Source organism: Sporosarcina sp. BI001-red, assembly GCF_003384035.1.
Taxonomy (GTDB): domain Bacteria; phylum Bacillota; class Bacilli; order Bacillales_A; family Planococcaceae; genus Sporosarcina.
This window is the reverse complement of record NZ_QQAK01000010.1, coordinates 82188-101909: the sequence shown is the minus strand read 5'-3', so window position 1 is coordinate 101909 and position 19722 is coordinate 82188. Positions and strand designations below refer to the sequence as shown.

General features: G+C 40.7%; 13 protein-coding genes, 1 pseudogene and 1 riboswitch. Of the genes and pseudogenes, 8 read left to right on the top strand and 6 right to left on the bottom strand.

Annotated elements, in window-relative coordinates:
• Positions 1–179: 179 nt before the first annotated feature.
• The gene (locus DVB69_RS05325) at positions 180–2069 is read right to left on the bottom strand and encodes a DUF5667 domain-containing protein (protein ID WP_116017337.1); all 1890 of its coding nucleotides are present in this window, start codon (positions 2067–2069) and stop codon (positions 180–182) included.
• A gap of 60 nt (positions 2070–2129) precedes the next feature.
• A riboswitch (cyclic di-GMP riboswitch) is annotated at positions 2130–2214 on the bottom strand.
• Positions 2215–2932: 718 nt separating this feature from the next.
• Positions 2933–3481 (bottom strand): competence protein ComK, encoded by a 549-nt coding sequence (locus DVB69_RS05320; RefSeq protein WP_158541029.1) that lies wholly within the window; start codon positions 3479–3481, stop codon positions 2933–2935.
• Between the two features lie 728 nt (positions 3482–4209).
• Here DVB69_RS05320 and DVB69_RS05315 point away from each other — a divergent pair.
• Together DVB69_RS05315 and DVB69_RS05310 are read left to right on the top strand one after the other, a co-directional pair.
• On the top strand, positions 4210–4713 hold the full coding sequence (locus DVB69_RS05315) for a sigma-70 family RNA polymerase sigma factor (RefSeq protein ID WP_116017977.1): 504 nt from the start codon (positions 4210–4212) through the stop codon (positions 4711–4713).
• Between the two features lie 176 nt (positions 4714–4889).
• Positions 4890–5687 (top strand): hypothetical protein, encoded by a 798-nt coding sequence (locus DVB69_RS05310; RefSeq protein ID WP_116017333.1) that lies wholly within the window; start codon positions 4890–4892, stop codon positions 5685–5687.
• Between the two features lie 105 nt (positions 5688–5792).
• On the opposite strand, the pseudogene DVB69_RS17920 reads toward DVB69_RS05310, so the two are convergent.
• The 4 genes and pseudogenes from DVB69_RS17920 to DVB69_RS05290 form a co-directional block, all read right to left on the bottom strand.
• Positions 5793–5930, bottom strand: a pseudogene (locus DVB69_RS17920) (sunset domain-containing protein); the annotation flags it as partial.
• A gap of 1033 nt (positions 5931–6963) precedes the next feature.
• The gene (locus tag DVB69_RS05300) at positions 6964–7587 is read right to left on the bottom strand and encodes a hypothetical protein (protein ID WP_233505327.1); all 624 of its coding nucleotides are present in this window, start codon (positions 7585–7587) and stop codon (positions 6964–6966) included.
• Between the two features lie 79 nt (positions 7588–7666).
• Positions 7667–8494 carry a DUF4352 domain-containing protein gene (locus tag DVB69_RS05295; RefSeq protein WP_116017329.1) on the bottom strand — a complete coding sequence of 276 codons (828 nt, stop codon included), beginning with the start codon at positions 8492–8494 and terminating at the stop codon, positions 7667–7669.
• 500 nt (positions 8495–8994) lie between these two features.
• Positions 8995–11064 (bottom strand): hypothetical protein, encoded by a 2070-nt coding sequence (locus DVB69_RS05290; protein WP_116017327.1) that lies wholly within the window; start codon positions 11062–11064, stop codon positions 8995–8997.
• A gap of 1182 nt (positions 11065–12246) precedes the next feature.
• Here DVB69_RS05290 and DVB69_RS05285 point away from each other — a divergent pair.
• From DVB69_RS05285 to DVB69_RS05260, 6 genes are all read left to right on the top strand, one after another.
• Entirely contained in the window at positions 12247–13050 is an 804-nt protein-coding gene (locus DVB69_RS05285; protein ID WP_233505326.1) for a gluconate 2-dehydrogenase subunit 3 family protein, read from the top strand.
• 28 nt (positions 13051–13078) lie between these two features.
• Positions 13079–14833, top strand: a complete 1755-nt coding sequence (locus DVB69_RS05280) for a GMC family oxidoreductase (RefSeq protein WP_116017323.1) — start codon at positions 13079–13081, stop codon at positions 14831–14833.
• Between the two features lie 364 nt (positions 14834–15197).
• Entirely contained in the window at positions 15198–15677 is a 480-nt protein-coding gene (locus tag DVB69_RS05275) for a hypothetical protein (RefSeq protein ID WP_116017321.1), read from the top strand.
• Between the two features lie 254 nt (positions 15678–15931).
• On the top strand, positions 15932–17338 hold the full coding sequence (locus tag DVB69_RS05270) for a TcaA NTF2-like domain-containing protein (protein ID WP_116017319.1): 1407 nt from the start codon (positions 15932–15934) through the stop codon (positions 17336–17338).
• 12 nt (positions 17339–17350) lie between these two features.
• The gene (locus tag DVB69_RS05265) at positions 17351–18190 is read left to right on the top strand and encodes a zinc ribbon domain-containing protein (protein WP_116017317.1); all 840 of its coding nucleotides are present in this window, start codon (positions 17351–17353) and stop codon (positions 18188–18190) included.
• Between the two features lie 270 nt (positions 18191–18460).
• Entirely contained in the window at positions 18461–19567 is a 1107-nt protein-coding gene (locus DVB69_RS05260) for a YARHG domain-containing protein (RefSeq protein WP_116017315.1), read from the top strand.
• Positions 19568–19722 lie beyond the last annotated feature (155 nt).

Genomic DNA, 19722 nt, shown 5'->3' with positions numbered 1-19722 from the left:
GGCGGAAGTAGTTGAACATTTGAAAAATGAGGATTAAGGAAGCAGAAAAATAGGACGGAGTTGGTGAAGTGAGAGCCACCTTGCGCAAGTGTTAATTAGGAGTTTCACTATAAACATAAATAGTCCGATTCCCAATTAGGGGACCGGACTATTTACGCACTTAATTAAAAACGTACTATTTAATCGTCTGACTTTCCTGATTGTTTTTCTTTATCTTTTGCAGCTTTCTCCTGGTTCTTCTTGGATTGTTCCGCAGCTTTGTCACGCTCTTTATTCGCTTGCTCCGCAGCTTTGTCTTTTGCTTTACGATCATTCTCTGCGACTTTTTCTTGATCCTTCTTCGCTTGCTCTGCCGCTTTGTCTTTTGCTTTACGATCATTCTCTGCGGCTTTTTCTTGATCCTTCTTCGCTTGCTCTGCCGCTTTGTCTTTTGCTTTACGATCGTTCTCTGCGGCTTTTTCTTGATCCTTTTTAGCTTGCTCTGCCGCTTTGTCTTTCGCTTTACGATCATTCTCTGCGGCTTTTTCTTGATCCTTCTTCGCTTGCTCTGCTGCTTTGTCTTTCGCTTTACGATCATTCTCTGAGGCTTTTTCTTGATCCTTCTTCGCTTGCTCTGCCGCTTTGTCTTTTGCTTTACGATCATTCTCTGCGGCTTTTTCTTGATCCTTCTTCGCTTGCTCTGCCGCTTTGTCTTTTGCTTTATTCTCGTTCTTCACCGATTTTTCTTGATCCTTTTTAGCTTGTTCAGTGGCTTTTTCTTTCGTTTTACTTTCGTTCTTCACGTCTTTCTCTTGCTGTTTTTTCGTTTGTTCTGCAGCTTTGTCTTTCGCTTTACTTTCGCTCTTCACTGCTTTCTCTTGCTCTTTCTTCGTTTGTTCTGCGGATTTATCTTTTGCTTTTTGTTCTTTTTCTACACTTTTATCTTGATTTTTCTTAGCTTTTTCTTCAGCTTTCAACTCATTTTCCACTTTTTTGGCTGCATCTTTTTCAGCCTTTTGCTGACTTTTCTCCACACTGTCTTTAGATCCTTGTGGGTTTCCTTTTTTGTCACCTTGTGAGTATGCTTGCCGTTTATCTTGATTCATTTGTATCTTTTGTGCAATCATATCTGCTTTTCCTTGGGGTATTAGTCCAGCGGCGGCTTTTTGTTGAATAATTGCTAACTTTTTATCGGCACCATTATAGTGATTGCTATCGGATTCATTAATCCCCAGAGCAACTTGTTCATTTGAAATCTGGTCTATCGATTTTCCAATCCGCTCTATCTCTGATTGGTTTCCAGAAAGAAGCGCTTTCCCATAGGCTTTTTGAGCGATATTTGCTTTTTCAAGATTCACTTTTTTCCACATTTCACTTTGCTCGATATTCAATTCCCTTGCGATTGTACCGAACTTCTGATTATTCTTATGAAGCATTTCAATAATTTCACTTTCACTTTTACCACTTTGTTCCGCGAACGCGATTACTTTAGCAATCTCCCCAATATGTAATCCTTGTTCACGCATATTGTTAACTTTTTCAGCATCGATATCTTTTATCATATTCGCGACAAGATATCCTTCTTGTTTTGTATTTTCTAGTGACTTTCTTTGTTTTTCATCTAACGATTGCTCTAGAGAATTGGTTGTTACAATAGTCGTCACTTTCTCTAACTTATTAGCTAATCGATTTTTTATATCATTTGCAACCTTCTCATCCACAACTACCTCTGCAATCTTATCTTGTGCTTTTTGCAAATTAGCTGTATAGGCTTCCATTAAACCTTTTGTATATTTTTCTTTTGCAGCATCCGTCAGTTCAACGGATTCAGCTAACCGTTCTTCTGCGTATTGCAAATAGAGATTAGATTTCTTTTCTGCATTGTTCGTAAAAAATAAGTGAAACTTTTCTCCAAATTTGTCTAGAAAGTAAAAAGTGTTTTCAGGCGTCATTCCAGGATCTATTAGAACTTGATCCTCTGCTGAATTTTCCTTTTCTGTACTTCCTTCTGCAGCAAAAGCTGGTGTCGTAAGCAGCGCTGTTACACCTACAATACCCGTCATAACTAAAGTCTTTGCAAATTTCTTCATCTAATTCTCTCCCTTTTTTGAATCTTTTCCTGCAGAGAAATCAGGAGTGAAAAAATGCATCTCGACAACTGGCTGACATAGGTAATATCCCTTAGTCCCTTCAGTTTTGCGTCACCACTTTTCAGTGGCTTTGCCTTTTTCATCGACTCGATTTTAGAGTAAGAAAGTCTCTCTTTTGACTCTCTCAATCTATTTTAGTGTACTCCTAAAGTTTTGGAATTGGTAGTACTTTATGCCACATCACCCAATTTTATTTCTAAGCACTTTTACCCAACCACTACAACAATATATTGTGCCGTCTCTTCCCATTATTGATCAGACAAAAACGAATGAAGCTCTTCACAAAGCTGCACCTGTTTAAATTGGGATTCATTTCAATCTATTCTTTGACTCAACAAAATCTATCCTTCTTTTCATCCTGCTACATGCCTCAAACTTGATAGTCCCTGAATTCATAAGAAAGTACATCCACCAATAACTCGGTCTCACCAAAGGCTGTCCATTCGGCTTTCTTTGGTTCCCGTTCATATGCCCGGATGCTATTGTATTGGATCATGATGTATAGGATCTACACTTGAAAGCATCTCCTTCACTGCACCCACTTCAAACACCCTGTGCTAAGACCATTTCAGCGGTTCTTCAAGAAGGGCAAAACCTAATTTACTGTACAACTGATTAGTTGTTCTCTACTTATCTGATGTATGACATAGCCACTAGCATTGTCTCTCAAACTATATTGAAAAAGTATAAACTCAAACCATTGAACAGGTTTATAAATCCCTAACCATGTTGAAAATCCCTTAACCCACTAACGGTTAAGGGAACTTACACTTCTATAAACCTCAACACAACCCCTTACACGCTTATTCCTCTGAATAATTTAATCCTTTTCCATTCTTTTTAATGACATACGACTGCGTGTACTTTTCTCGCACTTTCATAACTTGATCCGTATTCGTTTCAATTCCATACTGAAGTTTACACGCCCGTAGATATCGAGTATCAAATCTATAGAAACTAATGGGCAAATCTACACGGCTGCCATTATTTAAGATGACCGTTACTTGTTTCTCTTCATTCTCCACGTATTGTTTGACATGTCCAATTGCCATCCAAGTACATTCAGGCAATTTGGATGAACATGTAGGAGTCATGTAAATGCCATGCTTCTTACTTATGGCAACAGGGGACAGCGAACCGCTTCCTAATATTTCATTTGCTCCGTCTACCGCTCCTTTCAAACTGCTCCCCCCACGGCGCAAGTTAAAGTCGATGATTTCTGTTGGTGTACTATTAACAATTTTAATCTGATCACCTTCCAAAATCATAGACAGCAACATTCCGCAACTATTAAAATATGGAAAAATGACGCTCGTTTCTGTTGTAATAATATATTCCTCTTTTGTATGCAAAACTCTTCTCCCCTTTTTTGACTTTCTCTTTATTTTTCTTTTAAAAAGGGTATACTAGCATAAGCTGGTGTACCCAGTGAAACTGCCTTAAGTGATTGGTTTTAGCGGGCCTATTCTCACTTAAGGTCTTTTTGCGCTCCATTTCACCTACTTCTCACCTCCTTAAAGGTTCTACCATCTTCTGCCCACCCCATTCAATGAGCTGCGAAAAAAAGTCAAAATGATTTCGGATGTGGCTCAACTCTTTTGCTACGCCTTTTTTGTTACACCGTGAACTCTGAAGCTCTTTCCTAACAAAAAATGTTACGTTTTCTCTTAAATTAACAGAATTCATTCAATTAATTTTATTATATAATATTTTATGCAAATAGCAATAGATAACTTGTAATATATAGGAGTATTTGTAGTATTAATGACTGATTTGGTCGAATGTAACTTTTGGAGTTCTGCATCCTTATCCAAATTGTTAGATTGTCCATAAAAATGACTGTATAGCACAGGAAATTCACTACTAAACTCCAAGAATACTGCGAATTCGTCCTCCCCATGTCGAAACATCTACTTTCCAAAAAAAACTAAGCGAAACTCGAAAATCCATATACACTTCTCCGATATTTTTCTACACGAAAGTTCAAAAATCACGATTCGATATCTTCTTCTCCCCCATCTATGATGAAGTCACCCAGGGAATACAAAGCGTCGTGCACGGCCTGAAAAGGCTGATTGAATTGAATACATTTGAAGAAGTACTCGAACAATACACCCCTATGATCTCTGCAGTTATTCGAAAGTTGCACATCTATCGAGATTTTGAACACTTCCGGCAATCAGGGCGAGTTGCCCTTTGGCAAGCGTGGCAGCGGTTCGATGAATCGAAAGGGGATTTCACACCTTACGCTTATCGCTCCATTTACGGGGCAATGCTCGATGAATTAAAGCGCGAAACGCGTTTCAGTGAGGTGCATATGCCTGCTGAAGATGATCTCTTGGAATTTGTAGGAGCTGATCCACGAAGTGAGAGGGATTATGGTGGTTTGGAGGAGCTGCTTGCTGAGCTTTCGTTTCAAGAACGTGAATTGCTCATTCTATTATTCGTAGATCGTTTTTCGCAAGCAGCATGCGCCACTCATTTCGGAATTTCCGTGCCAGGTGTGAAGAAGCGGAAAGAACGACTGCTGTTGAAATTGAGAAGCACACTCACGCATCGGAAAACATTTAACAACTTACATTAAAACAACCAGCGTCTTCCAATCAAAATGGAGGACGCTGGTTTTCATTGTAAAGAAGGGACAACCCTTATCTCTTCGATTCTGAAGAGACTTAAATCTAAATATACATAAAAAAGTTGAACTGACTGTCTACTTTCCCCCTACTTCTCTCTATATAGCTTGTAAAGGGGGATTCAATGATGACACATTATCTATCGCGCTATGCAAATTTCAACACAAAAGAGGAAATGGATGCCGCTGCACGCTTACATGTCGACATCCACTGGAATGCTATGAACAAAACAGATCGTGCCGTATTGGAAATGATTCGCTGCTACTCCGTTAACTATTTGGCTGCACATTTGAAACACCAGACGATTGAAACGAAACTTGGGCTTTCGAATTCCACTGTCCGACGCACGCTCCGAAAATTAGAGAAGCTCGAAATCATTGAACGCATCCATTATGTACGTCCTGTGATGAGCGGCCTTGGTGCCAACATTTATGTTATTTTGCCTGTTGTTGACCAGGGGAAAATGGACAGTGGAGCAACCGGTCAGGAAGACGATGAGGACAAGGTTTCACAGGTAGAATTCAGGAACGAACCTTCTTTCTCTAAATCTCAAGAGCCTAAAGATCTTATAAAGACGTCTCAGCCTCCGTCCGAAAAGTTATCCACAACGCTATTCGGAAGAATGAAATCCTTGCTTGCATTCTCCGGAGATCACTCACAAGCACGTGAGTTGTACGGTATTTACAAAGTTCTATCTGGGCGGATGCTAAAATTCGAAATTTATGAAGGGCTAGAGGAACTCTTTGAAACATTTGCTTACCGAGCGACACATATTACTGTCATGGCGACAAAAACTAAAAACATTCGGAGCTTACCTGGATACTTCAAAGGAGTTCTCCGGCAACTTATGCTAGACGGTCTTTTTTCAGATATCCATCAAGAATATAGCGTTTCAGTGGATGACTTTGCACTACCCGTTAAGTGATTGTGTAAGAACTTATTGCCATCCTATGATTCCAACCAAATAACAAGCCCTTCATCCTAGTTACGGACAAAGGGCTTGTTGCACAACGGTTTTATTGGTTTTGTATTACTGTTTCGGCGCTCGGTAGCCAGCCTTCTCTGCTTCTTCAGTGCTGCAGAACCAACGCGCTACATTTTTGGTGCGGCTGTAATAAGTACTTCCCGGCACGTGGTATATTCCGGAGTTACTCCCTTTAATATCACATTGCCCCTGACTCGCTACTGTTGCCGCAGTCTGACTGTTTGCCTGTCCCCCAGCGGAACTTTGCGAATTTGTACCGGAAGATGTGGTCTTAGAGACAGCCGCCTGCTCTTTCATTTGCTGAATGGATTTGTCCTTTTCTCCAACTGAAGCCAGCAGTTCTGTGTTTTGTGTCTTTAACGCCGTTATCGATTCAGTGAGAGTTGCGTTCTCTTTTTGCAGTGAATCTACGGTTTCTTGAATTTTTGACTGTTGATCCGTTTGCCCTTGAAAATCACCCTTCAGCTTGTCCATTTCCGTCTGAAGCTCGGATAATTCCGATTTCAGGGACTGATTCGCTTCCAGGACGACGGTATTTTTTGTTTCCAATTTCTCATTCAGCTGTACCTGCTCTTGATCAGCACCACAGCCCGCCAATAGAAGACTTGAAAAGCCAATCGCCGCAAAAGCCAGCATACCCCGTTTCATAATCTCGACATTCCAAATTCCACCATACGCCATCAACAACAAAATAATCCCTACTCCAACTGCTACAATTTCCATCCGTTTCTCCTCCCCATTCTCCGTTTTGATCAGAAGGGTACCTAATAAGTATTATTACCTAATTTAACTGTACCTATTCTATAATTCTTTTGGGTAAAACTAACGGATTGTGGAGATGGAAGACGACATGTTTCTTGTTCAGATGCGCCAAGCAAAATAAGGAATATAAAATAAGCGTAAGAAGGGATATCCAGCAAGTAGCGGTTCTTTGGCGTCGCCTGTTTAGAAAATTGAATACTAAAGTATTGACATTACTTTTAAAATCACTGTAGGGTTTCCAAATTATATGGTGCTCAGCTTGTACTACCTGAATTGTGTCTAGGCATACTCTCCCTATAGAAAACCCGCTGCTGATTGAGTGTCTATCAGTGGCGGGTTGGATTAAGTTCATCATATCTTGAATCATAAATAGCCTTCCCTGCATTTTCCAGCAGGTTTCACTTGGCCATTTCACCACTTGTGTTCATGCAATTCCTGTGAAGAACTTCTCGCGTTATCCCTCTGAATCTTGTTCGTCATCAGCGTTCGGCAAATCGTCTGGGTAGGTCACTTTGTTAAACACTTCCCCCGTTTGCTCGTCCTTCATTTCAAGGGTTACTTTGTTCTGTTCAGGTTGGCCTCCTTCAAACAATTGATAGTACAGACCGCCCATTCCAAGTCCAAAGACGACGAACCCGTCAAAACTGTTTTCATACGCTTCGCGATCGACCGTTACGGTGAATTTAGAGAAGTTACCGTTATGATCAATCTTTTTAACGGAAGGCATGTCCTCATTCTCTTCAAACTCCGCTACACTTTTCGTTATTCCTTCTTTCATGTCTTTCAGCATTTTTTTATGCTGCGCTTTCGTCATGTGATATGTCAGCGATCCATCTTCGTTCTTTTTCACCTCGATGCCTTCTTCTTTGGCAGAGGCGATGATGTCGTCCGGATTTTCTTCATCCAAAAACGATTGGGGAATCGTTACTTCAACAGACAGCAATCCCTTTTCTACAGCCACCGTTTCGTTAGTTTCCTTATCCTTGCCACTTTTCTCACTTTTGTCTTCAGAATTTGAAGAACACCCTGTCAGCGCCAATATCAAAACGGCACCCACTATCCATTGCATAATTTTCATAATAATTCTCCTTATATTCCGGAAGTTCCTTTAGTTTTTTAATCAATTCGCCCAAGTATTGCACGTTTACTTAACGCACTCAGTCATTCTGAATTGTGAACACGAAAGGATCAATGTCCAATTCGTAATCGTCCGAGTACCCCTCAGCATAGAACTTCAGCGTTTTCTCAGTCTCGTCTATCTTTCCAAAAGTAATGATTCCTTCAGTTTCTGTTTCTGGAATCAGATCAGATTGTAGTTCGGGGTAGTCCGCTTCATAGTTCATATCTTCTTCCATTTGTTTGCTACCGACGATTAACTTAGTACTAGAGGAGAATAACGAAACATTGTCTTTTGATTCATTTTTAGCTTTGACATATACCCGCGTCTCATTTTCTGCTAACTCCACTTTATCCACATGCACAATAAAACCGTGCTGGTTAATGTCCTGATTGACCTCTATCGTTTTCAGCGTTGGTGCAACAGCTGCCATATAGTCTAGCACTTCTACTTTCGAGGCTTTGATGACAGGTGCTACCACTTTTGCTCCAAATGCATTTTCACCTTCAAATGTCTTCTCAACTACACCCTCAACACTTATGTAATCATCCATATTGACTTCAAGGTCTGAGTCAGAGTATCCAACAAGAATGTTTTTTTCACCGTTTTTCGGATCCGCCCACACTTGTAGATAGATACCGTTATCATCACGTTCTGGATCTGTAAAGACTCTCCCCGTAAAGCTGACTTGATAGTTTTTATACTTATCGGGATTGGTATACATCTTATTAAAGTCTTTCGCATCTACGGTTCCCTTCGATTTTTGATCACTTACAGTTTCCTTTTCTTTTGATGAATCTCCCTCTTCACTGCAGGCACCAAGTAGTAACAAAGAACCCATCAATAAAGAAAATAATACCTTTTTCATTTTCAATTCCATCTCCTATTCAATGATCTTACGGTCTTCAAACCAAACACAATGCTTGAATACCATTCAATTTCTAATATTACCATATAGTTGATAGAATCGAACTGCTTATACTAATATTCCACATGTTAACATTTTTCAGATGTTAGTGAGTGAAGTGTCGATGTAAATATCATGATTAAAGAGGAAGAGGTTTCAGGTCGCTTTGCTATATCAGCTAGAGTAAATGAATCGGAAGCCACTATTGAACAGTGGTTTTTCACAAGAAAAGATCGTTATTTCGAGGACGATTGACAGCATAAAATCATTCTCTATAAAATCCTGGACACTGAGGAATCAATTTATTACCCAAATTTTATGTGAAGTTAAAGAACTTGGTTTACTTTCCTAAAACAAAAAACCCGTATGCCCTTCAAGTCTATAAACTCGAGGACATGCGGATTCACCGATTGGATATGCTTATTCATAGTTTCTGTCTCTTCACTCCACAGCTGGTAGTCTTATCGGTAGGTTACATCCACCATAGGCATAGACCATTCTTCAATCTGAGGTTTCTCAGGTTCATCCGGTTTTTCTTCAGGGAGTTCACCGTCCATGCTGCATTTTTCTTTCCATTCTTTCTTGTCTAAAAGAATAATGGTAGTTCCATTTGCCAATCCCGGCTTTTTTACATAGATTTTCAAACGTTGGTTATCCTTTATTTCTTTCACTGAGAAATCATCGCCCGCACAAATCAATAAATCACGGTTATTTATAATTGATTCAGCATTGAAATTTTTTTCAGCAACTATTGTTACGTTATCGTTATTCTCTATTTTTTGCATAACAATATTACCTCTGCTAAACAGTCTAGTTCCAGGGTTATTATAAAATAACCCTTGGACTTTCAACTCGTTTACTGCTTTTACGGTAACATTTGAATTGCCTTGCATTTTTCCTGATTCAAAGTTTTTACCACTGCTTACAAACGAATCTGTGTTTTGATCAAATATTTTTTTAAAGGTAATATTTCCTTGCGACGATATCATCATATTCTTATTTGTGATCACTTGCTCTTCGGAAATGAATTCACCAACCGAGGACAACCTGATGCTCTTTTGGTTATTATTGATACCATTCGCTGTGAAATTTCCATTTGACTGTATGAAGACATCACCCGAATTGCTTAAAATCTCCCCCGAGGAAAAGTTCCCTTCAGTTAAAATTGTTAACTTACTCTTATTCCCTTCTATCTTCTTATCTTTACTCACTGAATTATAGTTTTTCCCTGCTTGTATATACACTTCGTTGTCATGGTAATGCAAGTCACTTGCTGTAATGTTTTCCCCTGCCATAATGGATAGATTGCCTTTATTTTTGCCTATCTGATTTGCAATTAGACTTCCGCCTACTTTAATATCTACATTTTCATTCTCATAGATATTTTGCGTAGTAATAGTGCCGGATACATTCATCTTTAAAAATCCTTTATTGTTTTGAATCAACCCATTTTTAGTTATAAAATTACCGTTTGATAGTATAGTAGTGTTTGTATTGCCATATAAATTACCTGATTCATAATTCCCAGATGACTGTATTGTCAGAAACCCCTTATTGTCCTGTACAACTCCAGTTGAACCAAAACTTCCATTGGTGATTATTTCAGTGTTCAAGTTATTTGACGTTGTTCCATTCACTTGTACGTTACCTAGTGATGATATCTTTAAATAGCTTTTATCATTATTCTGTAGTTGACCTGTGGTAAATCCTCCGTTGGATTGGACATCCACGTTTTTACTGTTATAAATCTTATTTGTATTAATAGATTTTTCAGAAAGTAGGCTGACCGAACTTGTAAAATCTTGTATTGTAGACGTGTCAATATTTCCCTTGCTACGAATAATTCGATCTTGATTACCGCCTGTCCCAATATTTTCTTCCTTTGCTACAATGAAAGATGGCAACATCTGGACTGCAGGAATAGTGAATGGTATGAAAACTAATTCAGGAATCGAATCATCGGCTCCTGGAGGTATTTGTTCGCCTGGGGTGCCATTTGAAGAGTTCTCCACATCTGGAAGGTCGAATTTCAAATTGATTCCTAGAATCGATGACTTGCCGTCTGCATAAGTACCTTCTACACTTCCTAACACTGCAATCTGTTTCCCTTCAATACTGATTTGAAAAGTTTCTGGACCTGGAATATATAGTACTCCTTGCGGAAGCATCTTTTTCTTTATTTGATCAAACTCAGTCACCAACGCGTCTTTCAGTTGGTTATTGTAAAATGTAGCAACTTCTTTAGTCGTCTTTTTTGACTCCGGATCCCTCACTTCTCTATAAAAGTTTGCAACGGCCTCTTTCCATAAGCGGTCCTTCACCTCAAAATAGCCGTTCGTGAATGAAACCACATAGTAATCTGCGCCCATTTCTGCGGCAACAACTGACAAATGATTGTTATCCGTCCTTTTTTCCTGCTTGGCATTACTAATAGCACCACGCATAAAGACGGCTCCCATGCTAGTAATAAGCACAATGAGCAATAGAACAAGAATCAATGCATATCCACGATCATTGCTTATTCTTCCCATAGTAACCTCCGAGACTTTTGACTTAGATCAAGTATACTAGTTAATACATTTATGCACAAATTATTTATGAAATATTGAATTATATTAAAAAAAATTGTAGAATTGTGTCGACTGGTTGTAGTAACGAAGCTCCCTTGGGAATCGAAAATAATATTTGAACCATTCACAACTTGGCACAAGGTATCAACCACTTAGATGAGCTTGTCGGTATACCTTCCCACAACTATGATGAATCTAACGACATGTAGGTTCAATTCAATGACTGACCTGTGCGCGTGTCCTCTAAATTTGCTCCAGATCTCTAACACGTTCTCCTCACAGAAAGCATCAAGATACCATTTTGGCTGTCGAACCCACCTGTTGAACACAACCAGTTCATTGGCTAGCACGTCACTAATTCTCCGTTCCGTTCTCCCGGATTTTATAAAGCTTAATGCCGTCCAGTACGTTAGAGTAATATAGCCTGCCATCCTCAATGTAAAGACACGGTCAAGAGGTTGCTTAGTCCTGCTTCGTGATAGGAAAGAGAATTTGAAGTGGCGACCAACCATTCACAAGTTCGCTGTCATTGTCATCACTTCATATAACCCTGTACCAGCTCTTAGCACCGTTCTTGCGTCAAGTACACCAGGGTTCCATCAGTAATTCCATTCACCCACTGCGCCACTCACATTCCGGGCAACTTCCTCCTCCTTGTCACAGAAGACCAGTCCGTTGCGCTGTTTTTGGCGGAAAGCATACATCTCGCCAGCACTCACCTATATTTTCAAGATGCGGTACGTTTCATCAGCGGTAAGTTGCAATTATGCTACGCGCGCGATTTTAAAAGCCTAGTCATGATAAAACCAAACATGGATAAAAATGGTATATTTTTATGCAAATAGATGCTTTCGTCAAACCTTACAAATACTATACAAACCTCAAATCCCAACTTTACAATGTCGGTATTTACTATGTACATTCATTAAATTTTCTGATCAATTTCTTAGTTTTGCAAGGTGAAGAAACCTTCCGACTCTACTAATCTATTAATATTTAACAAAAAACTAAGTCTATCGAATCAACCATAAGTTTCATAAAACATAATTCGACAGCCGAAGCTTTCAATATGCTATAGTGATTCAGTTGATTAATAGATTTACATTAATTCAACAATATTCGAGTTATATGGAGGGATTAAACGTGGAGGACAATCGACCACCTCGGACTGCTAAAGACGCAGCCCAGCAGCAGCAAGATATGAGTCGGCGGAAATTCCTGAAGACTTCAGGCGTTCTTGCAGGAGGTCTTGTCGGAGGATCTCTATTCGGCGGACTGATCACCAATCGTTTAGACAAAAAAGATGATAAGAAGGTAGTCACTAAAGAGGATCATGAAACGATGAGCATGGAAGCACGGCAGTTCTTTACACGTGCTCACGATTTCAACGTGTTGTCGGCTGCAACTGAACAGATTTTGCCTGAAGACGAACTTGGACCAGGCGCCATCAAGCTCGGTGTTCCCTATTACATAGATAAGCAGCTTGCCGGACGATGGGGCATCAATGGCCGTGATTACCGTCAAAGCCCGTATGCTGTCAAACTGGAAGACAATGATAAAAGTGCAGGTTCTGCCGGGGAACAATCCATCCTCGATCGCGGTGATCTTTTCTTGCTCGGACTTCGGTCACTCGATGACGAGAGTCAAAAGCGTTTCAAACTAGCATTTGATGAGGCGCAGGAAGATCAGCAGATCGAACTGCTGACCGACTTTGAAAACGACAAAGTCGCTATGAGAGGCGTGCAGGCATCCGAGTTTTTCAATTTGTTGCTGCAGTCCACATTAGAAGGTGCTTATGCAGATCCTCAATACGGCGGCAACCGGAACATGGAAGGCTGGAAGATGAAAGAATTTCCAGGAGCGCAAGCCTCATACGCGGGTTATATGGAGCAAGAAGAATTCCAAAAACTTGAACCTGTCAGCTTAAGAGATTACCAAGGACACTAAATCACTACGTGCATAAGGAGGAGTTTCAATGGTCAAGAAATTAGAAAAAGTGGATGCCGTCATCGTCGGATCGGGATGGACTGGCGGTATCGCAGCCGCCGAGCTGACGAAAGCAGGTTATAAGGTCGTCATCCTCGAGCGAGGTCAAGATAAGAAGCATGAAGACTTCGTCGGTACAAAAGACGAATTGCGCTATTCAAAACGCTATGATCTAATGCAAGACTTAAGTAAGACAACGATGACTTCTAGGAATTCCATCAACAAAGAAGCGATCCCTGTCCGCAACAACTCGAACGCCCGTCTCGGAAATCATACAGGAGGCGCCGGAAATCACTGGAACGGAATGGCTTTCCGCTGGCTCCCATATGATTTTGAAATCTACAGTAAAACTGTGGAACGTTACGGCAAGGACAAAATCCCGAAAGATTCGACCATGCAGGACTGGGGCATCACGTATGATGAACTTGAGCCCTATTATGATAAATATGAAAAGACCGCTGGCATTTCAGGCGAGGAAAATCCGCTTGGTCCGCCACGATCCGATAAGTATCCGAATCCTCCGATGAAAGAAACGCCGACTATCAAGTTATTCAGCAAGGCAACGAAAGAGCTCGGTTATCACCCTTATCGGATTCCATCGGCTAACCTTTCCCAGAACTATGAAAATCCGGATGGTGAAAAAATCAATGGATGTGTCTACTGTGCATTTTGTGAAGACTACGGCTGTGACTTCGGAGCGAAATCCGATCCGATCGGTACCGTACTTTCAACTGCCCGCAAGACAGGCAACCTTGAAATCCGCAACAGTGCCAACGTCAATCGGGTGAGCCATGACGGCAAAAAAGCGACGGGTCTCGTATACACAGACATCACGACTGGCCAAGAATTTGAACAGCCTGCGGATATCGTCGTACTTGCCGGTTTCGTTTTCACAAATACCCAGCTACTGCTCTCTTCAAAAATCGGGAAGCCATACAATCCGAAAACTGGCCAAGGAATCATCGGCAAGAACTTCACCGGCCACTTCAACAACTTATCTACCTATATCGGTGCACGCGGATTCTTCGAAGACAAGAAGTTCAACAACTTCATGGGCACTGGCGGTCTTGGCGCATCGATTGATGATTTCAGCGGAGACAACGAAGACCATACAAAGCTCGACTATTTGCACGGCTACGAAGTGCATTACAGTCAGCTTGGGACTCGCCCAATCGCTCACAACGAAGTTCCTGAAGGCACACCGAGATGGGGCAAGGATTTCAAGAAACAATCTTTGAAATACTTCAACCGGAATTTGTTCATCACAGCTCAATGCGGCTTTTTGCCAAACAAAGAAACGTACATGGATCTAGACCCCACCTACAAGGACGCACTCGGTAACCCGCTTCTCCGCGTGACCGTGACGTACTCACAGCAAGACCGCAACCGAGCAAAAGCTGGTGTTGCCCGATGCGAAGAAATCATGGACAAAATGGGCGCCGATTCGATGAACGTCAATGAAGTAAAAGATGATATCGAATTCGACCATAAATTCTACACTGACCACTTCTTCGGCGGTGCCATCATGGGACAAGATCCTGCGACATCCGCAGTCAACACCTACTCCCAGATGTGGGACATGGAAAACCTATTCGTTGTAGGCGGATCATCCTTCCCGCACAACAGTAACTACAATCCAACCGTCACAATCGGTGCTTTCGCCTACCGTGCTGCTGAAGGTATGCTCACTTACTTGAAAGACGGCGGCAATGTGGCTGAGAAGTCACTTGAGAAGAATGCATAAGTGGAATGAGGTAAAAAGTCCACGATTTGGCCATCTGTGAGGAAATAAGAAACCTTAAATGACGCACTCATAGACAAAACATTACTAGTTATACCTTTGAAATCACAAAGAGCTCATCGTTCCCGCTAAGGGACAATGAGCTCTTTTCTTACCTGAAAATTTGAGATGCATTAACTTGAAGAACTAGCGTTATGTTGGGTTTGAATTGTGTGAGGTCCAGATGTCTAGCTAAATTGATACCGAAAACCTGATGCTCATCCAAGTGGAGTCCGGCCAATATCGAAACTTCAACGATACAATCGAACAATACGAAAACCTGATAAAACTATGCGACTTGTGTAATTCCCAGGAGAAAAAAGCAAAAGTGCTGCTTAATTTCGCCTACGAACACTTTAAGAGACAAAATTACGAATTGGCAGGATCGCTTTATAAAGAATCCATGGCATTAAAAGACAAATATTCTCCCCTGTACCTATTATCATTGGAGGTCAATACACGCAATGCACTTATTGGAAAGTTCCTGCCCCAAGAAGAACTGATTGACCTGATCGAAGATGGTCTGAACATTGCAGACTTGTGCAACGAAACGTTGTATCGCCTCATTTTCACCCTACTTAAGTTTTCAGTTTTTCATCAGAAGGATGAGTACCATAGGTATTTATTCGACAGCGTTCTTCCCTATTTAAAATCACATGCGTATACGTTAACGGCGCAAACATATGATCGAGATTTGTTAAACTATTATACGGCTAAAGGGAATCCGGATAAGGCGTTGGAAGTGGCGTTGCGGTTGATTAACTCTGACGATACAACAACGCAGGAGACCTCTGAAGCATTGGTATAAAGGAGATTGGTTAGTTGGTTTTTCTGAAGTGCGTTGAACAAAATTACTCATTCACTAAGACGGAGTCCTGTTAGTTGAGGACTTCGTTTTTTATTTTCATTCCTGCTCATTAACTTTACCTTAACGCATATGATTAGAAGAATTGCCTACAAATTTTCTGTTTTCTTATTGACAGATAAGCATATGTACGCACTCTTTTATTCCTATATTTGTTCCTGTATAATACAATTCAATTGAAGAAAGGAGATACGATTATGAAATTTTGTACAGAATGTGGGAAACCGAATCCTGAAGAAGCAGACTTTTGCTCAAATTGTGGAAAGACGTTCCAAGTGAATGATGCACAACAGACAGCCAATCCTACTTCACCGCCACCTGTTGCAGCATCTGTTGTACATACGCCCACTGTCCCACCGAAGAAACCTATGAAGAAAAGTTCTAAAATCATGCTGATTCTAGCAGGCCTTGTAGCTATCGGACTTATATCAACCCATTTTATCCTGCAAAACATGTACGATCCTATGAAGAAGATCGACAGCATGAATACGGCTTACAACAATCAGGATCATGAAGCATTCTTTAAACAATTCACCCTTAAAAAGGGAACGATTGCCAGTGCCGATAATTTTTATGCACTTGTCAGTGAGTACGGCTGGAAAGATCTCCGAAACGAACTTACATACGAAGCAGAAAAGATTAAAAACAAAAAGCCTGCGGACATGATCTACGATACGGGAGAATTCATTTCCATAACGAAGAAACCTGTAGTCCTTGGACTTTATCAAGATGTGAATTTCACAATTTTGCCGACTGCCGTTACAGTTACACCGCCACTTGGAAATACAACCTTCCATTTCGGCGGTGAGGAAATCACGGCGGCTCAAGCCGAGGAATCTGTTTTAATCGGGCAATTCATCCCTGGAGAATACAAATGGTCCTTCGAATCGACCGGCGGTTTTATGCCACTAGCAGGAAAAGGTACTTATACATTAACTCCGGATGAGTCAAACAGGCAGCAACTAGATATCGATTGGGATTTCACTACACTCTATTTGGACTCAGACTTGGAAGATGCAACTGTCTACATTAACGGTACTTCCACAAAGAAAAAGGTCAGTGAACTATCAGAGATCTATCCTGCACAATTGAACAAGTCCATAAAAATACAGGCAGTCAGCAAAGACAAAGACGGAAAAGAAGTGAAGTCATCTGAAGTCCCTGCGGATTCCGACGAAATCTATCTGGCTTTCGAACACGTTCAGCAAGAACAGCAACTTACTGAAGAAATAGCAGAGGTTGAAGACTTCTATAAGGGATTCCGTTCTGATTACGAAGACGCAATCTATTATGCTGACTTCAGTTACATTGAAAACTATTTCAAACCCGGTTCCGTAATCCGTAAAGATTATGCGAAGTTTGTATCGGATCACAGTACAATTCCAGGCTACTTCTATGAATTCCTGTTAAATGACGTCACTTCAGTAACGCCGCAGTCTTCCGGTTCCTTTGAACTCCTGTCTTACGAGAAATTCAATTATAGTTCTTATGAGGACTCACCACTGCGGTACGATCGAAAGAAAAAGTATGTGATTTCTAAGGTGAATGGTGATTATGTAATAGACGCCATCATTGACTTGGATACAAAAAAGACAAAATATTAAGGAGTCGTTCAAATGAAAACTTGTCCAAAATGCGGGCACACTCAATCGGAAGGAAACTTCTGTGGGAAGTGTGGTACAGCTCTTATTAGCAATACCACACACACTGAACCAACTGAACCAACTGAACCAACTGAAGCGGCTGCAACTCAACCCGATTCTGCCCAGTATTATCAGCAAGCACCGCAACCAGAAACAGCACCTGCACAACCGAACGAACAAATTGAAAAGTTGAAAAGTGAATCCAAATTATTTTTGAGTTTCCTGCTGCAGCAAGTCAAATCACCTTCTGCTCATTTCCAACAAGTGAATTCGGGTTTGAAGAATGGCTTATTGAGTATCGGTCTTTACATCCTGCTCACGGCACTCGCAATCTACTCAATCATTCGTTCACTCTTCGGAGCTGCTTACGGAATCTATGATGGACCTTCTATCATAACAATCGTATTTTACTTGGCCCTATTCTCGTTACTAGTTTTGGCCGTAAACTTAACTTCTGTTTACGTGACCAGCAAGCTATTCTCGGAGAATCAAACATTCAGTGAGATCATCCGTAAAATCGGCGGATACTTTGCGCTTCCGATTGCACTTTCAGCAGTGAGTATTCTTCTTTCGCTCATTAGTTCTTACACGGTTTCAGGCATTATCCTGTACATCGGAATCATTCTGGCTTTCGGTACAGTACCAACATATGTGATGATCAAACTGCTCGCACATCAAACAAAATCCATCGATGGATTTTACGCATTCCTTTTCTATATTGCATTCACAGCAATCCTCGGTTTCCTGATCAGCCTACTGATTATGGATTCAGCAATTGGTGAACTGATTGGCTATATGGGAATGGATTTCTGATTGTAAATTCGTAAGTTCTTTAAGATTATTTCAATGTAGAACCAGGTACCTTGTGCATAAAAAACAAATACACCTTATCCGACGCATCGAAGTTGTCCTCTATCTGATGATTGTAGAGGACTTTTCATTTCATTAATTTCAAGTTACCCACTGCGCAATACAGAGATCATCAAAAATAAGAAATTGTATGGATAAATATTTCGATACCCCCACTCCATAGGGATGTATACAATCAACTAATCGCACATTCGCCATGACAAGGAGAAAAAGATGAAAAAATGTCTAACGTGTCACGCATCCAATAATGAAGATCAAGAATTCTGTTCAAATTGCGGGAAATCGCAATTCATCGCAAATGCTGCTGCACAACGATCGGGGTATGTGAAAAGTAGAAAGTCTAAAAAGCCTTTACTTCTTTTACTTGGATTAGTAATCGTTGCAGCGTCCGTTACTTTCAGTTACCTCTCCATGAAAAATGAGTTTGGGAAAGAAGCAGTGGCTGATCGGTTCCTAGAAGCGGTCATTCAACAAGATACAACTGTTTTAAAAGAAATTATTGTACCGAAAGACGGTCGTATTAAAGTTGATGAAGAAAGTTTACGAGGATTTTTAACACTCGTTGAGAAGAATCCTTCTCTATTACAAAATGTTGAAGATTCCTTGAGAGATAAATCCTCTCCAGACATGTTTACCTTGCGTGAAGATGGAACGTATCTAGGTGTGTTTTCGAAGTATGTTGTCAATCCGATTGGTTATGTTCTAAAAGTTGAATCCCTCGGTGAACAAACACATATCTCCCTGGAAAATCAGGAACTAGGTGTCCTTGAAAGTGAAGGAGAAACAGCAGAATATGGTCCATTCTTAGCAGGGATTTATCCACTTCATATTTCAACAACGGTCAACGGAGAGCAAATGGAGAAACAATTCCCAGCGAGTCTATTTGGGACTGAATCCAAATTAAACTTAACGACAGCTTCTTCAGAAGTTAAAAAGTGGGAATCCGATTTGTCCGATAAGAAGGCAGCAGACAAAAACAAAATCGCTGCAGCAGAGAAAGAAGCACAAAAGCCCGTTGAAAAAGTCGTTGTGAAAGAAGTTATAAAGGAAGTACCTGTGGGCGGTACCTATACTGATTACTTCATTATCCCCTATAGCGGAGATACGTACTTAAATGCTTCTGATTTGAAGGGACTCTCAAAAAGTGATTTAAGACTCGCACGTAACGAGATTTATGCACGTTACGGATTCATTTTTGAATCGAAGGAGCTGCAATCCTACTTCGGTTCAAAAATATGGTATACCCCCGACTATTCCTATAATGGTTATTTAACTGATTGGGAAAAGCACAATGTCGATCTCATTAAATCTTTTGAGTAAGTGGGCAGCACTCGATAAATTACTAAAAACCTCGCAGCGATCCGTAATCGCTGCGAGGTTCTTTGTGTAGGTACCTGGACCACACACAACTCTGACACTATTCCTAATTTTGAATAGTGTTTCAACAAGTCCCCCATACGTATTCGGTATAATTC

Excerpts from the sequence above, each read along its gene's own strand:
- DVB69_RS05280 (WP_116017323.1), top strand. The coding sequence starts at position 13,079 with ATGGTCAAGAAATTAGAAAAAGTGGATGCCGTCATCGTCGGATCGGGA.
- DVB69_RS05260 (WP_116017315.1), top strand. The coding sequence starts at position 18,461 with ATGAAAAAATGTCTAACGTGTCACGCATCCAATAATGAAGATCAAGAA.
- DVB69_RS05295 (WP_116017329.1), bottom strand. The coding sequence starts at position 8,494 with ATGAAAAAGGTATTATTTTCTTTATTGATGGGTTCTTTGTTACTACTT.
- DVB69_RS05310 (WP_116017333.1), top strand. The coding sequence starts at position 4,890 with ATGACACATTATCTATCGCGCTATGCAAATTTCAACACAAAAGAGGAA.
- DVB69_RS05265 (WP_116017317.1), top strand. The coding sequence starts at position 17,351 with ATGAAAACTTGTCCAAAATGCGGGCACACTCAATCGGAAGGAAACTTC.
- DVB69_RS05325 (WP_116017337.1), bottom strand. The coding sequence starts at position 2,069 with ATGAAGAAATTTGCAAAGACTTTAGTTATGACGGGTATTGTAGGTGTA.
- DVB69_RS05300 (WP_233505327.1), bottom strand. The coding sequence starts at position 7,587 with ATGAAAATTATGCAATGGATAGTGGGTGCCGTTTTGATATTGGCGCTG.
- DVB69_RS05290 (WP_116017327.1), bottom strand. The coding sequence starts at position 11,064 with ATGGGAAGAATAAGCAATGATCGTGGATATGCATTGATTCTTGTTCTA.
- DVB69_RS05270 (WP_116017319.1), top strand. The coding sequence starts at position 15,932 with ATGAAATTTTGTACAGAATGTGGGAAACCGAATCCTGAAGAAGCAGAC.